Raw genomic sequence first — 15,124 nt, 5'->3', positions numbered from 1 at the left:
TAAATCTTTGCCTGGTCGAATAAATGAATTATAAATGAATCTAGTTCATAGAAGTATTGGGGGAAATTCGACCAACAGAATAAACACAATTCACCGAAAAAATAAAAAGGCAAGCCATCGGTTGGTATACACCGATAGCTTGCCTTTATTCTTTGCTGTGGGACTATTCTGCTTGCAGCGCCGGTGCCGGTTTCGCCTTGTTGATGAATAAACTGGCCGTCTCAAGCGCCAAGGCAGTCTGATTAGTCTCCACATAATAATTGAATAGCTCTTTCTCGTAACGCTGTACGAGGAAGGCATCGCCTTGCTTTCGCAGTATGGGCAAAGCAGTCAAGCGTAGATAGTTGTAATAGTCTTCCTGCTTCTCTTCGATGAACAAGATGAGGAGATGAAATCTGGCGATAAGAACTTCATCTCTTGCTTCTCTCGATATCTTCAGTCCGTCTTGCGCCATACTCAGCAACTCTTCTTCGGCTAACAGCTTCCCCTCAGCGGAACTCCGGATATACCCTTCAAAAGAAAGCAGATAGAGCGCTGACTTTGGTTCGGATAGCTCCATTGTTTCTTGATAATACTTGCCGGCTAGCTCATAAGCTTTATTCTCGTGGTATAGAAACCCGAGATTGTGCACGGCAATTCGTTTCAGTTGTGGCGCTTGACAGAGATCGCAGGATTTAATGATATTTTCGAACCGGCTGGCGATAGCTTGGTAATTCCGGTTATCGTCATAAATGATTTGTAGGAGCATGAGCATTTCCGCATCAATGCTCTTTAAGAAGTTATGGGTATCTTTAAAGTGCCGCAGTGCTTTCTCGCTGTAATAGTAGGCCATCATCCGAGACTCAAGCCAGTGGTAAGACATGGCCAGGTAATAGTAGTACTCTGGATTGTTATATTCCTCTTCATTAATCCTGTTCAAGGTTTCGATCGCTTTGAAATAGTCCTGTGTATAGTAGAGATAGATGCCAGTAATATGCAAGAGTAGGTTGCTTTCATAGTGAGGCAGCTTTGATTTGGTTCGTTCCATTTCTTTGATAATTCCATGTGCATTGCCGAGCTTCCGATGGACGAGGTAGTATCTGCCCTGCAGCAATTTGTAGAGGGTTTTATAATCCGAAATTTGGATGAGGCTCTCCTTCTCGAGCTCCTCTTTAATGGCTTCCATATCGTCATATAGCAGCAGCATGATGGCTTCGTGCCAAGCGTGCAGCCGTTTCTTGATCTCCGCTAAATGTTGAAGCTCCAGCTCAATCTGAATGCCGAGCCGATCGGCCAGCAGTGTGATGACTTCCGGGGAAACATCCGTCGATCCGCGTTCGATCTTGCTGACATGCGTGTCGGAGCAGATGCCTCTGCCGAGCTGATCCTGGGTCATTCCAGCTTTTTCGCGATAAAATCTGATGATTTTTCCTACATGCATGCCATGGCCCTCCAGTATTTGCTAGAAAAAAATTGAATTCCCCCAAGTTGAGCGCGGAAAATGATTTCAATGTCGTACAGTACATGAATTATAGCATACAAACTATTGATTTCTAGCGGCTTGGCTGCTCGAATTCCCCCGATTTACCGCGCATGGCTGCTCCATTACTATTAGTAAAAAGTATGAAATTAATACTAATTGTAAAGAGAATGGGGAGAAGCGGATGAAAATTTCGAACAGACTTAAGCGAGTCGTGACGTATTTGTCGATCTCTTGTCTCGTTCTGTCAAACGGTTCGCTCGTGTTGGCGGAAGAAGATGCGCCATTGCAGCCACCCGCAGCAGCTTATGCAGGAGAAAGCGCTCCGAAGCCACATGCAGGGATTCAAGTGCATAACGTTGACGGTGCAGGAGTTAAAGGCGGTTCCTCGTACACCCAGGAGCAGCTCGAAGCGTTCAAGGCAAAGGCGCAGAAGAGCTTGAAAGAAGCAGCTATGCATGACTTCGAGAAGAAGCAGAGCGAGAAAGTAATGGCTTCAGAGAAGCTGAGCGCCGGGCTGCACAAGCCGGATGAGATCGTCGATGTCATCGTAGAGTTGAAAGGGCAAACCATTTCGCAAGCGATGTCAGCTTCAACGACAAAGCCAGGCATTAATGCTACTGCTGTCGAAGATTCCGTACATACCGCAATTACTGCGGATATTAAGACGGCGAAGAATCAAATTATGAGTACGCTGTCTACCGGAAAATCGAAGAGCGCAAGACCAACATTGCATTTCAAACACGATTATGAGAACGTGTTCAAAGGCTTCAGTCTTGATGACATCAAGTATAGCGATATAGACGCGATTAAAAAACTTCCTAATGTTAAAGCAGTTACGCTTCAACAAATGTTCCTTCCAGCAGTTAACGAGCAACATGATCTGACGGGGATCAAGAAGCTATGGGACGGTTCTGCAACCGGCGAACAGCCGATTGGATACAAGGGCGAAGGCATGGTCATCGCAATCGTCGATACAGGTATCGATCCTAGTCATGAAGCATTCCCTGCCCCACATGATATGTCGAAAGCGAAGTACAAGAATAACAAAGCTCCATTTACGGACAAAGTCGTTGGAGGCTACAACTGGGCCGATCAGAACGAGGATATTATTCCGCGTATGGAAAAGACGGATCTCTCGCCAAGCTCGCACGGCGTGCATGTGGCCGGAATTGCGGCAGGTTCAAGCGATGTGCTTCAGGGCGTAGCGCCGGAAGCGCAGCTTATTGCGGAGAAAGTGTTCTCCGAAACCGAAGCAGGCGCATTGACCGAGGATATTATCAAAGGGATCGATCACGCGACAGCGATGAAGGCGGATGTCATCAATATGAGCCTCGGCGCTTCCTCGACGTTTGATAAGCGCGATGCGAACGATCCGATGGGCATTGCCATTCGCAATGCGACAGATGCAGGTGTTGTCGTTGTCGTTGCAGCCTGCAATGCTTCCAATGCCTACGATGATAAAGGCGAATCAGGGGCTTCGATTAGACTTGGCGAAACGCCGGACTTGAACAAAATCGGCAATCCGGGCGTGTATCCCGATTCCTTCACGGTAGCGGCAGCGAACAATATCGTTGTGCAGCATGACGTTACGTTTAGCTACAGCTTCGATGCGCCTTTTATTACAGGACATGGACTGGACGCCTGGAAAGGCCTCGATGTATGGGATAACGATTCCATCTCGCTGGTCGGTCTGAGGAACGATCATTTGGGCTATGACGAGGATTACGAAGGTGTTGACGTAACAGGCAAAGTGGTATTGATCAAACGCGGTTCGTTAACCTTTAACGATAAAGTGAAAATCGCCAAAGAGCATGGCGCGATTGGCGCCATCGTTTACAATAGTGACGCGACTAAGAAGCCGCCGACGCCGCAAGGGCAAATGGAAATTCCGTTTTCCTTCATCAGTTACGAGGAGGGCACAGCTTTAGAAGCGGCACTTGCATCGATGGGCGGTGGAGCTGGAGGTGGCGGCGGTATTGATATCAGTCCGTTCTCCGGGATTGATATTGGAATCGATCTTCCACCGGAACCAGGAGCAGCACCAGTGCTGCAAATGTACATTGAGACCGATGAGACGAGCTCGGCCTTTGCTGCATCCAATCCTGGCAGTCCTACGGATTTCTCTTCATGGGGAACAACGAGCGATCTGCTGCTGAAGCCCGAGGTTATGGCTCCAGGCCACAAGATCGTATCTTCAGTGCGGATATCCGATCCCAATGTCCACAATGCGTATGAGAGCGAAGACGGCACATCGATGGCAGCTCCGTATGTAGCGGGAGCGGTAGCCGATGTGATGCAGGCCTTCAAGAAGAAGGGCTTTCCATCCGGAACAAGAAGCTTCGTTCAACTCGTGAAGAATGTGGTCATGAATACGTCGATTCCGGCGAAGCGAGATTATGTGAACGAAGAGAATGCTGCAGATCGTGCGGATTACAATACGGAATATCAACCGAGACGCCAAGGCGCAGGTATGATTCGGCCTGACCTTGCGGTTCAAACGCCTGTCGTTGTTTCCGGACCGGACGGCACAGGCCGTGTGAGTCTGAAGGAGATCGGAGCGAAGACTACATTTACGCTCACCGCTACTAATCTGACAACCACAGCTGCTACGTATGATCTAAGCGGAACGGTTATGACGGATTTGCTTCACGCGAGTTTGGATACCAGCTCCGACAATATTCGCAGCCGATATTTGGACCATTCGAAGCTGAGCTTCAGTCCGTCCAAAATCACGGTAGGGGCGAAATCCACTCAGCGTGTGACCGTTACTTTGACGGTGGATCCATCCGAGATGAAGAATACCTTCATCGAGGGCTATGTGTATCTGACGCCGACTGACGCGAGCCTGCCTACATTGAATGTCCCTTACACAGGCTTTAACGGCAAGTGGGATGCTCCGGCCATTATTGATGCTCCATCCGGCCCGGATAGCGTATGGGGTAGTTCCGGGCTCGGAACGCAAATGGCATTTGTAGACATGCACAACGGATTCCCATTCCTGTATGGTGAACCGCAAAACAACTATGAACGTTCGCTAGGGGACAAGTTCTATGCCTTCTCACCGGAGAACGCATTGTACCCCGTACCCGTTATTGCGCTGCTTCGCGATGCGCGTAATGTGAAAGTCGATGTAGTCGATAAAGAGCATAACTTCGTCACCCATTTGACAAGCAATGACTGGGTTGTGAAGAATGATCCTTACTCCGGCGGCATTCCCGGTTCATTAACAGAGGGAATGATGTGGGATGGAACGAACGAAGGCGTGCCTGTGCCGGATGGCCAGTACTATTTCGCCGTCACGGCTACAGCGGATGCTCCGAATGCGAAGCCGCAGCCAACCATTTACATGCCTGCTTATAAAGATACGCATGCGCCAAGCCTGGATATCCTCAAGCATGTCGGCTACGATGAGCTGAATGAGCCGGACGAGACGAGCACAGGCGAATACACGCTGCGCTTTAAGATGGACGATGACGCGGACGCGCCGAACGGGGAAAGCGGCGGTGACTGGAACATTTATTATGCGATCAATGGTTCAGAGCCGTTTACCAACTACAAGGATGACGTGAAGCATAACGATGACGGAACCTTCGAGATGCCGATTAAAGATCTGCGGGACGGACTGAATGTCATTACGATTGCGCCGATTGACAGAGTGGGCAACTATGGCGAAGAGTATTCGGTCGTCGTGAATAATTCGAACAAAGCGGTTTGGATTGATTTCCAAACTGCAAGCTTTAATCATCATCCAAGAAGTGTGTACTATGACGCGAATGTGAAAAGAGGGGATTCAATCGATCTCAGCTTCGATGCCTTTGGTAAAGATTTGGATAATGTTCAGGTTCAATTCGTAAGAACGAACGAGGACGGCTCGAAAACGATTGTCGGAGCTCCGATTGATGATACCGGCACATGGCCTGAGCCAACTCCGTTTGGAACAGGGTTAAAGTATTCGATATCAGCGCATGTCGTCATTCCGGATAGCTTGCCGGATGGCAAATACTCGATGAATTTCGTGTGCTTAGGTGAAGGGCAATCTGGACTAGAGCCTAACCTTCCTTATATCAATGTCGATACGTATGTCGATGCGACGGCACCGACCATCACTTTCAATACTGGTAATGGAGACGGCAGCGAAACTACGAAAGCTTATTTTGTACCAGATACGAACAATGTATCGCTTATGCTCAACGCAACAGTGATGGATCTGATCAAGAACGGAAGAGGCTTCAAGGTCGAATACTCGCTTGATGGTGGAGACCCTGTAGCAATGGGCAGTAAAGTCAACGATTATGTGGATGATACGTTCCGTTATCCGGTCGTCATTACAGATGAGGATCAACATAGCCTTGTCATCACGGCAACAGATTTCATGGGTAATACAAACTCCATTCATGTTGGCTATCATGCACAACTTGCAGAGAAGCAAGTCGTGTTGGCTGTAGGCGATGATCCGGAAGCTATCATTCCGATATTGGATGTACCTGCTAACCTGGCAACGCATGATGAATCGATTTTCATCGATTACGGCAGTATCGATAAAAGCGCGCTCCATGAGGAGTTTACTTCGCCGTATCTAAACGGAAATATCACATCCAGATATGGCAATGATGGAACGGTTGGTCAATATCCCTATTATGGAGTGATGGATTATTATCCAATTCTTCTGACAGGTGATCACGCCATCAAAACGCAGCTCCACTATGATCCGCAAGCGGACCAATATTATTACTTTTATCAGCCCCTTGGTTACGAGGATGCAGGTGATATAGCCGAAGGAGCAAGCGCGCATTCGGTCACGATGATCGATTTCCTAGGTAATCAGACGACGGTTCCTGTTACCGTGATCAAGAATACGAGCTTCCCTTATGTTTCATTTGATGACACCGTAATCGATCAGTCGACAGGGACAGCTGCTTTCTTCACCGATCAAACCTCTTTGGATATTTCAGGAGCGGTTCACAGTGAGGGCGCACCTTTCTATACCGTTTTGCAAGACACGAGAAGGGGTTCAAATGATTATATAAGAAACTTGTTTGGCACAGAGTGGGGCAACACCATCTATTATGATGATTACACGTTCCCTGAAGGCTTTGAACAGCCAGCCGGAGTACATCCGTTTACGATTCATGTAGATGATCTCCAGCCTGGACCGAATGTGCTGGGAATTGATGGTGATCTCATCATGGACGGCAAACTATTCTATGGTAACCATCCACTTGTATTTAATCTGATCGTTTACCGTCTTGGCGCTTCGGAAGATCCCGATTCCGTCGTAGCGGCGCAATCGGCTGAGGCGCTGACTTGGGACAAAATTAAAGGCTTGAACGTCAGCGAGAATGCAATTGAGACGAACCTGAACTTGCCATATCGAGATGAAGCTGGTCAAACGCAAATTAGCTGGAGCAGCAATGAACCTTCGATTATCAGTGGTTTAGGCGTTGTAACAAGACCGGCTGTGGATACGCCTGTTACGCTGACGGCAACCGTTACAAAAGGCAGCGAGACAGCGACCAAGTCATTCGAGTTAACCGTACCGGCGAAGCTCGCAAGCAATCAATCGGCTGTCAATCAAGATAAAGGGTTCCTGGATTGGAGCGTAATCAAAGGTGGAAACGAATCGCAGGCCGATATCACGCTGCCGCTTGAGCTTCCAACGAGCGGTGCAAACGGCTCAACCATTACATGGTCTTCTGACGATACGGCACATATCACAAATACAGGCCGTGTCTATAAGCCGCTGTTCGATGAAGGCGATGCAGTTGTCGTACTGAAAGCGACTGTGACTAGAGGAAGCAGCACCGCGGTTAGAACGTTCTCTTTGACAGTAAAACCGGACCCGTACTACGCAGATCGAACCGCTCTTATTCAAGCGGTAAAATCGTTGACGATGAAGCAATTGCTTGGCGAGAACAAGAGCGAAATGGATGTCACTCACGACATTAACCTGCCATCAACAGTCGGTGATGCTTCGGTTACTTGGGAATCGTATACACCTGAAGTCATTGCAGCAGACGGTAAAGTAACAAGACCTGCTCAGAACCAATATGTCAACGTTCAAGGTCTGTTCAATATCGGCAAGTTCTACAAATATGCTTCCTTCGGGTTCTACGTAAGAAGCGAAGATACGGATGACAATGCGTCCGTTCAAGCGGCGCAGGCATCAATCGTATGGAATCTGATTAAGAAGAACAACGTCGAACCGAACGCGGTCACAACCGATCTGTATCTGCCGACGAAGGGTTCGAACGATACGACGATTGCTTGGATATCCAGCAATCCCGCAATCATTGGCACAGATGGGGGCGTTCATCGAGCAGGCACGGATCAGACGGTCACGTTGACGTCGACGACAACGAAGAATGATGCAGCGCCGTTGACGAAGAAATTTGAGCTTGTCGTGAAAGCGGCTGACTCAGGCGGTACACCATCTGGCGGTTCACCTGGTCTCGGAACTCCAGGTGTCCCTAGTGACGGCAATAATGGAGAAGACAGTTCCAAAGCGATTCAAGCGCCTGTAGACGAAACAACTGCAGTTGAGAACGGCAGAAATACGAATACAGTTACCGTAGATGAAGGTTTGCTCTTAGAACAATTGAAGAACAGCGAGAATGGCGTTGTTATCACAATCAGCACGGATAAAGCAAGTGAAGTTACAAACGGTATTCTTACAGGCAACCTCGTACAGCAATTGGTTGATAAGCAAGCTACCGTAACGATCTCCACACCTGAAGCATCTTATACAATCGGTGCAGAGCAGCTGCTAAGTGCATTGAATGGACAGCTCGAAGATGGCGTTAAACTCAGCGATGTTAAGGTCGAGCTTCATATTGCTAAACCAGATACGTCACAGCAGCAAGCAGCCCAAGATGCAGCAAATCGGAATGGCGTTGTTCTTGTTGGGGCTCCTGTTGTATTCGAGATTATCGCATCAACAGGCGGTCACGAAACTGTCATTAACCAGTTTAACGGCTATGTGGAGCGCGACATGGTCATTCCGAGTGGCGGGGACAACGAGGCAGTTACTGCGGTTGTTGTCGAGGCGGATGGAACATTGCGTCAAGTTCCAACCTTCTTCGCGACGAAGGATGGCAAACAAGTGGCGAGAATCAACAGTCTTACAAACAGCATGTACATGCTTGTTAACAGTCATAAATCATTCAGCGACATTCAGGGCTGGGCTAAAGCGTCAATTGAGAACCTGGCTTCCAGATTGATCGTGAAAGGTCAAGGCGACGGAGCGTTTAATCCGAAAGGTGAAATGACAAGAGCGGAGTTTGCGACCATTCTCGTAAACGCGTTAGGCATTCCGGCAGCGGATTCGGCAAGTCCATTCAAAGACGTAAGTCCAGCTGCCTGGTATGCAAAAACAATCTCGGCTGCGGCACGTTACGGACTTGTTACAGGCGTAACGGCAGATGCGTTTGCTCCGGCGAAGCGAGTAACGCGGCAAGAAGCGATGGTGATGCTGACGCGTGCGATGAAGCTTGCAGGAATCGGCACCACGATCAGCGTCAGCGAAGCAGATGCATCGCTAGCGAGCATTAAAGATGGCAGCGCCGTCAGCGACTGGGCGAAAACTTACGCAGCGATTAACGTGAAATGCGGCTTGATTACCGGGGATCAAACCGGGTCGATCCATCCGAAGAGCAACATTACGCGTGCGGAAGTCGCAAGCATTGTAGAAAGAATGCTTAAAAAAGCGAGTCTGATCAACTAAGCAACCTATAAGAAAGAGGCAAGCATCGGGGTTCTCCCGATATTTGCCTCTTGATTAGTATTCTAGCAAGTACTCTTGTAGGATAGTATCCGCTGAATAAATCTTTCCTTAATGGGGACAGGAGACTCGCTATGAAACAAGGCAAATGGAACAAATTCGTTGCTAAAGTGGCCGTCGGTAGTATGCTTCTATCGATATCGCTTCCGGTTTATACTTACGCCTCGGACGCGCATGAGGATGCTGGGCGTTTACTTAGCCGATTATCACTAGATCAGAAGAAAGCGCTTCAGCAATTGAAGCTTGAGCAGCCTATCCTGTCGACAGACTTAAATACGAAGAGCGGCGCGCCTGAGAATGTCATCGTTGAGTTCAAGCAAGCGCCTGCCGAAATCGAAGTGCTGAAGCAAGCATCTGAAGGTGTTCGCATCTCTTTGAGTGAAGCCGCTGAGAATGCCGAAGATAATCATGAGACGTTTCAGAAATTCGTTCAACAGCTTGCCAGCAAGAACGATGGCAGCGAGGGGATAACACCTTTCTCAGTCGGCCAAATTGAAATCACAAGAGAATACCGTCATGCATTCAATGGCGTTGCCATGACACTGCCGGGCAACGAGATCGAGAGCCTGCTGAAGTCAGGCGTCGTGAAGCATATTTACAAGGATAATACCGTAAAGCTGGACCCGAAAGAAATGGAGGTGCCTACTGATGCGGTGCAGCAGTTAGACGCGCCTTCCGCGGATAATACGATCCCGCTGAACGGTATTTATGATCTTCATGCGGCCGGTATCACCGGCAAGGGCATTAAAGTAGGCGTGCTGGATACCGGGATTGACTATAATCACCCGGATTTGACTGATGCTTACAAAGGATACCGCGCAGGGGAAGGCGTCGATCCGAAGTCAGTCGATCCAACAACCGTCAAAGGCTGGGACGAAGTCGATAACGACGCCGATCCGATGGAAACCACATACGCCGATTGGCAAGCGTCCGGAATGGATGAACATCAAGGTGACGGCACCTACTATACGTATCATGGTACGCACGTATCGGGAACAATCGCCGGCCGTGCCAAGAACAGTGCGACGGATGCGCCGGCTCTCGGCGTAGCGCCGGAAGCGGATCTCTATGTATACCGCGTACTGGGTCCGTACGGAAGCGGCGATGAGAGCGGTATATTGGCAGGTATCGATAAATCCGTCGCAGACGGCATGGATGTCATTAATCTTTCTCTCGGCGTAATGGTGAATGACCCGCTCGTTCCGGAGTCCGTTGCGATTAACAACGCGACGCTGCTTGGCGTTGTCTGCGCAGTAGCAGCCGGAAATGCAGGCCCGGACGAGAAAACGATGAGTTCTCCCGGCACGTCGCCGCTTGCCATTACGGTTGGCGCAAGTGATTTCGCTATAACGATTGCAACGATGTCAGGCAGTGTTGCTGACGCATCGAACTCAGTTCCTCTTAGTGACTTGAAGATCATGGCGTACAACTATAACCCGCTTGCCAGCCTGTTGGACACAGAGCTACCGCTTGTCGATGTAGGCTTGGGCGATACAGCTGACTTTGAGGGCAAAGATCTTACGGGCAAAGTTGCTTTCATTCAGCGCGGGACGCTCTCCCTTCACGATAAAATCGCGAAAGCGGCGAAAGCGGGCGCCATTGCTGCGATCATGTCGAATAACGTAGCGGACGGCGAAATTCCGTTTGTAGGCGATGGTTCGGAATTCATTCCGACGTTCCGTACGACTGAGGCGGTTGGAGAATCGCTGAAAGCGATGGTGGATCCGAAGATTACGTTCAGCTCCATCGGCGGCACGGAAACCGAAGGCGGACATTTGGCCGACTTCAGTGGAAGAGGCCCGGTTAACGGGAGTGACGACATTAAACCCGACGTTGTGGGACCGGGTGTGAATGTCTACTCCACTTATCCAGAATATATTCATAGTCCAGAAGCAGGCATCGATTACACGCATGCGTATGCACGTATTTCCGGCACTTCGATGGCAACGCCGCATATAGCGGGTATTGCCGCTCTTATCTTGCAGAAGCACCCTGACTACACGCCATTTGATGTCAGAGCTGCTCTAATGAATACGGCAGATGATCTGAATGGCGACTATTCCGTGTATCAGGTTGGCGCAGGCGAAGTTGACGTCACTGAAGCGATAAATGCCGATGTCTCCATCCAAGTGAAGAATACGGCGCGAAGCCTGGATGAGGATGGGCTGCCGATTACGATCAACAACCCGACAGGCCTTATTAATTTTGGAACTTTGGCACCAAATGAAGGCCAGAGCATGGAAGACAGCAAGGAAATGACGATTACGAATAAAAGCGATACGGACAAAACCTTTACCGTATCGAGCGAGTATTATGCGGGGGGCAATGTAAACGCAGTTGATAACAATGTCGATGTGAATGTGAATGGAGCAAGCACCGTAATGGTTGAAGCGGGTTCATCGGTCACGATGAGCGTGAACATCGTCATACCGGAGACAGCGGCGAAGGGTAAGTACGAGGGCTATGTTCACCTTACCAATGCGGAAAATGCTGAAGAGCATTATCAGCTTCCTTTTGCCATCCGTGTCGTGGAGCCGGGCATCGAGTATATGCATCTGATTAATCCGGCATTCATGTCGGAATACCCGGCAGTTGCCCATCCGTTTCAAGATAGCCAGAAGTTTATGATGTTCAAGCTGAGCAGTCCGATGCAAACCATCGAAACGATCGTAAAAGACAAGCATGGCAAGCCGATTGGCAGTTTCTATCCAGAGCCGCGAGATGCGTCGGAAGCTCAAATCGATCAGGAGCTATGGCTGCAAGTAGGAGAATGGATGTACCCGTATGTCGGGGATCCGGCCAACCAGCGGATTTCGACTCAGCCGGTACTTCTTGCAGAAGGTGAATATTCCATAGCCATGGTTGCGAAAGACGTGCAGGGCCGCACCTTTACTAAGGAGCAGATGTTTATCATTGATAATACGCGTCCGAAGCTGACGTTCCTTGACAAGCCGCCTGGCGTATATGAAGTAGATGACTCCATGTTTACGACGGAGGAGTTCGATGGCAACAATACGGAAGCCATTTGGATTCATGCGAACCTGTATGACGATGGAACCGCCAAGCTGGCGCCGCTCGGCATTACGCAATCCGCCAACCATCTGCTCTATTATCAGAATCAGAACGTGGACGCGAATGGCGAGTTCAAGGTAGAGGCTAACGGTGATGTGAAATTCGGCATCACAAGAGATGATCTGATCGATCCGGAAACGTTGCAGGATAGACCGATGACGCTTGCATTATTCCCAATTGATCTGGCGACGAACGGCTATCTAGTCGCTGATTTCCAGCACTATGGCTTTATTAAGGCGGGCTCGCCCTACGTCGTGCCTGAGTATGACAAGGACAGACTGTATTTGGGCGACGAAGTTACGATGACGCTCAGCCTGAATAACGTCGAAGATCTTGTTGCGGGCAAATATGATGTGAGCTACTACCCATACATGCAGTTTGAGAGTGTGAAGGTCAACGATGCCTTTCAAGCATTGGCGAATGCCGCGAATGCAACGGTTACCGTTGATGAACCGGTCATTCGTGACGATGAAATGTGGCAAGGCAAGAAAATCGTGAACGTCGGCGCCTCCGTAGCCGGGAATGAGTTTGCCGGATTAGACGGCGATATGCCTTTCCTGGATATGACGTTCAAATTGATCGATGACGAGAACTACACAGGTCTCGATAAAATGAACATTGAGCAGAATATCGAGAAATTTTATTACACGAAAGCTGGGGCGGAAGAGGCAACCGAAATCCCAGTATTCAATCAAATCGACAGCTACCAGGTGATACCGAAACACTCCATGATTCAAGGTTCCGTATACCCAGAGGCGCTTATGACCTTCAGCGATGGCAATGGCGAATTGAACTATGAGAAAGACTACTCAACGATCGGAGCTGTCGTGACCGCGACGGTCGACGGTCATTCGTATCCTGGTGAAGTTAGCTCGAATGGCAGCGTGGCGTTCGATCGAATTCCGGTCAGCGAGAACAAGACCGAATTCCGCGTTGACATTCCAGGATATTTAACGAGCAAATCGTCGGTGCGATTGGGAAGAACGATGTATGACGAATGGGTCGGAGAGAATGGCATTATGCCTCAAATGCTTAGCTATGCCGGTGATGTAAACGGCGATGGTAAGATTGATACCGCCGATATAGCTGCTATCAATGATCATCTCGGAACCACTAATGAACCAATCTTGCCGGAGGATCTGAATAAAGACGGCGTTGTAGACGAGACGGATCTGCACTTTGTAGAAAACAATTTACTTCGGGTAGCAGATCCATTAACGCTAACGAAGGTTAGTGAAACGATCGTTCAATTCAAACTGAAGATGCCTGCGGGCGCAACGGGTGCAAGCTTGGAGCAATCTAAAGATGACGGTGCGACATGGACTGCTTCGGTTACAGAGGAACCTCTCCCGCTTGCTGGCGGCACCGTTACAGTGGTGAGGCTTTCTCCGGGTACGTCTTACGGCTTCAGACTTGCTGTGACAGGCGGTCCGGAAACACGGATTTCCGACGTGGTTACAGCGAAGACGTCAGCGTCGCCGCAAGCTGCTATTCCGCCTGTATCGGATAATGGCGTATCAGGGAGCGATGACAGCGTTGTTCTAACGCCTGATGCTGACCAGATTCATGTCGATACATCAGCGGACGGCAAGAAGCATGTGACAGTAACGCCTGATGCGGTTGATCTTGCCAAGGCATTTGAGAAGTTCCAGGAGAACGAGAAAGGCAAGCAAACGATCATCATCCACCTGGATCAAGCGGCGGACAGCATCGAGTCTCATTTGCCGTCAGATGTACTTGCTGCTGCTGCGGTATCGCATCCAAATGCAGTCATTTCCGTCGAGGCAAGCAATTCGAGCTTCGAGCTGCCGCTGGGCGCAGCGGACTTGCAAGGTGCGGCGGATAAGCTCGGCTCCGAACTCAGCGGCATGAAAGTCATCATCTCGATGTCTAAGCCAACCGCCGAGCAGCAGATGAGCATTGATGACAGCGCCAAAGCACACAACATGAACGTAGTAAGTGTTGTCAACTTCACGGTGACGGTTAGCGCGAGCGGCAAAACCGAAGAACTGACGAACTTTGGCAGCACGTATGTGACAAGAACACTTGCAATTGATGGTCAAGATAGCGACAAATCGTATATGGCTGTGCTGATTGATCCGATCACGGGTGAGTTATCCTTCATCCCGGCAACCGTATCGAATAAAAACGGTAAACTAGAAGCGGTCATTCTTGCGCCGCATGCAAGCCTCTACGGTATCGCCCAAATCGCGCCGAAATCGTTTGCCGATGTGACCGATCATTGGGCGAAGAACGAAATTGAACTGCTCGCTTCCAGACAGCTTATTAAAGGGGTGTCCGCAAATAAATTCTCGCCAAGAAGTACGGTGACGCGTGCGGAATTTGCGGCATTGCTTGCAAGAGCACTTGGTTTGGAAATGGCGGATACTACGACATCGTTCAAGGATGTAGCTGCGGACAAATGGTATGCAAGCGCCGTTCACGCTATCGTGGAAGCAGGTTTTGTGAAGGGACGCAGCAAGGACCAATTTGCCCCGAACGCTACAATTACGCGTGAAGAAATGGCGGTTATGCTAGCTGGCGCGCTGAAGTTTGCGGGCAAAGCGGAAGGTAAACTCGCACCGCTTAACTTTACAGACAAAGGCAGCATCGCAAGCTGGGCACAGGCTGCCGTCGCACAAGCGGCAGGTGCTGGCATTCTTGAAGGCAATAAAGAAGGTACGTTCGAGCCGGAAACGAATGCAACCCGTGCTGAAGCAGCCGTGGCGCTGAAGCGCTGGCTGACGTACTCCGGATTTATGACGAACCAATAGAAAGAACAAGGAAGGCCTGCTTCTCCGTCATGGAGAGGC

3 protein-coding genes are annotated in these 15,124 nt (G+C 49.6%); 2 read left to right on the top strand and 1 reads right to left on the bottom strand.

From position 1 onward, the window contains the following. Window positions 1-163 precede the first annotated feature (163 nt). Window positions 164-1,420, bottom strand: coding sequence for a helix-turn-helix domain-containing protein (locus tag A8990_RS20070; protein WP_116190833.1), 1,257 nt, complete (start codon window positions 1,418-1,420; stop codon window positions 164-166). 223 nt (window positions 1,421-1,643) lie between these two features. Between A8990_RS20070 and A8990_RS20065 the strand changes: the two genes are divergently transcribed. Together A8990_RS20065 and A8990_RS20060 are read left to right on the top strand one after the other, a co-directional pair. After that, window positions 1,644-9,182: an immunoglobulin-like domain-containing protein gene (locus tag A8990_RS20065; protein WP_116190832.1), complete on the top strand. Its 7,539-nt coding sequence runs from the start codon at window positions 1,644-1,646 to the stop codon at window positions 9,180-9,182. Between the two features lie 131 nt (window positions 9,183-9,313). Then, on the top strand, window positions 9,314-15,085 hold the full coding sequence (locus tag A8990_RS20060; RefSeq protein WP_116190831.1) for a S8 family serine peptidase: 5,772 nt from the start codon (window positions 9,314-9,316) through the stop codon (window positions 15,083-15,085). Window positions 15,086-15,124 lie beyond the last annotated feature (39 nt).

This window comes from Paenibacillus taihuensis, from assembly GCF_003386535.1.
GTDB classification, from domain to species: domain Bacteria; phylum Bacillota; class Bacilli; order Paenibacillales; family Paenibacillaceae; genus Paenibacillus_Z; species Paenibacillus_Z taihuensis.
This window is presented reverse-complemented; position numbering and strand designations above follow the sequence as displayed.

Bases quoted from the DNA above. Each gene is read 5' to 3' on its own strand.
- A8990_RS20070 (WP_116190833.1), bottom strand. From the start codon at position 1,420: ATGCATGTAGGAAAAATCATCAGATTTTATCGCGAAAAAGCTGGAATG.
- A8990_RS20065 (WP_116190832.1), top strand. From the start codon at position 1,644: ATGAAAATTTCGAACAGACTTAAGCGAGTCGTGACGTATTTGTCGATC.
- A8990_RS20060 (WP_116190831.1), top strand. From the start codon at position 9,314: ATGAAACAAGGCAAATGGAACAAATTCGTTGCTAAAGTGGCCGTCGGT.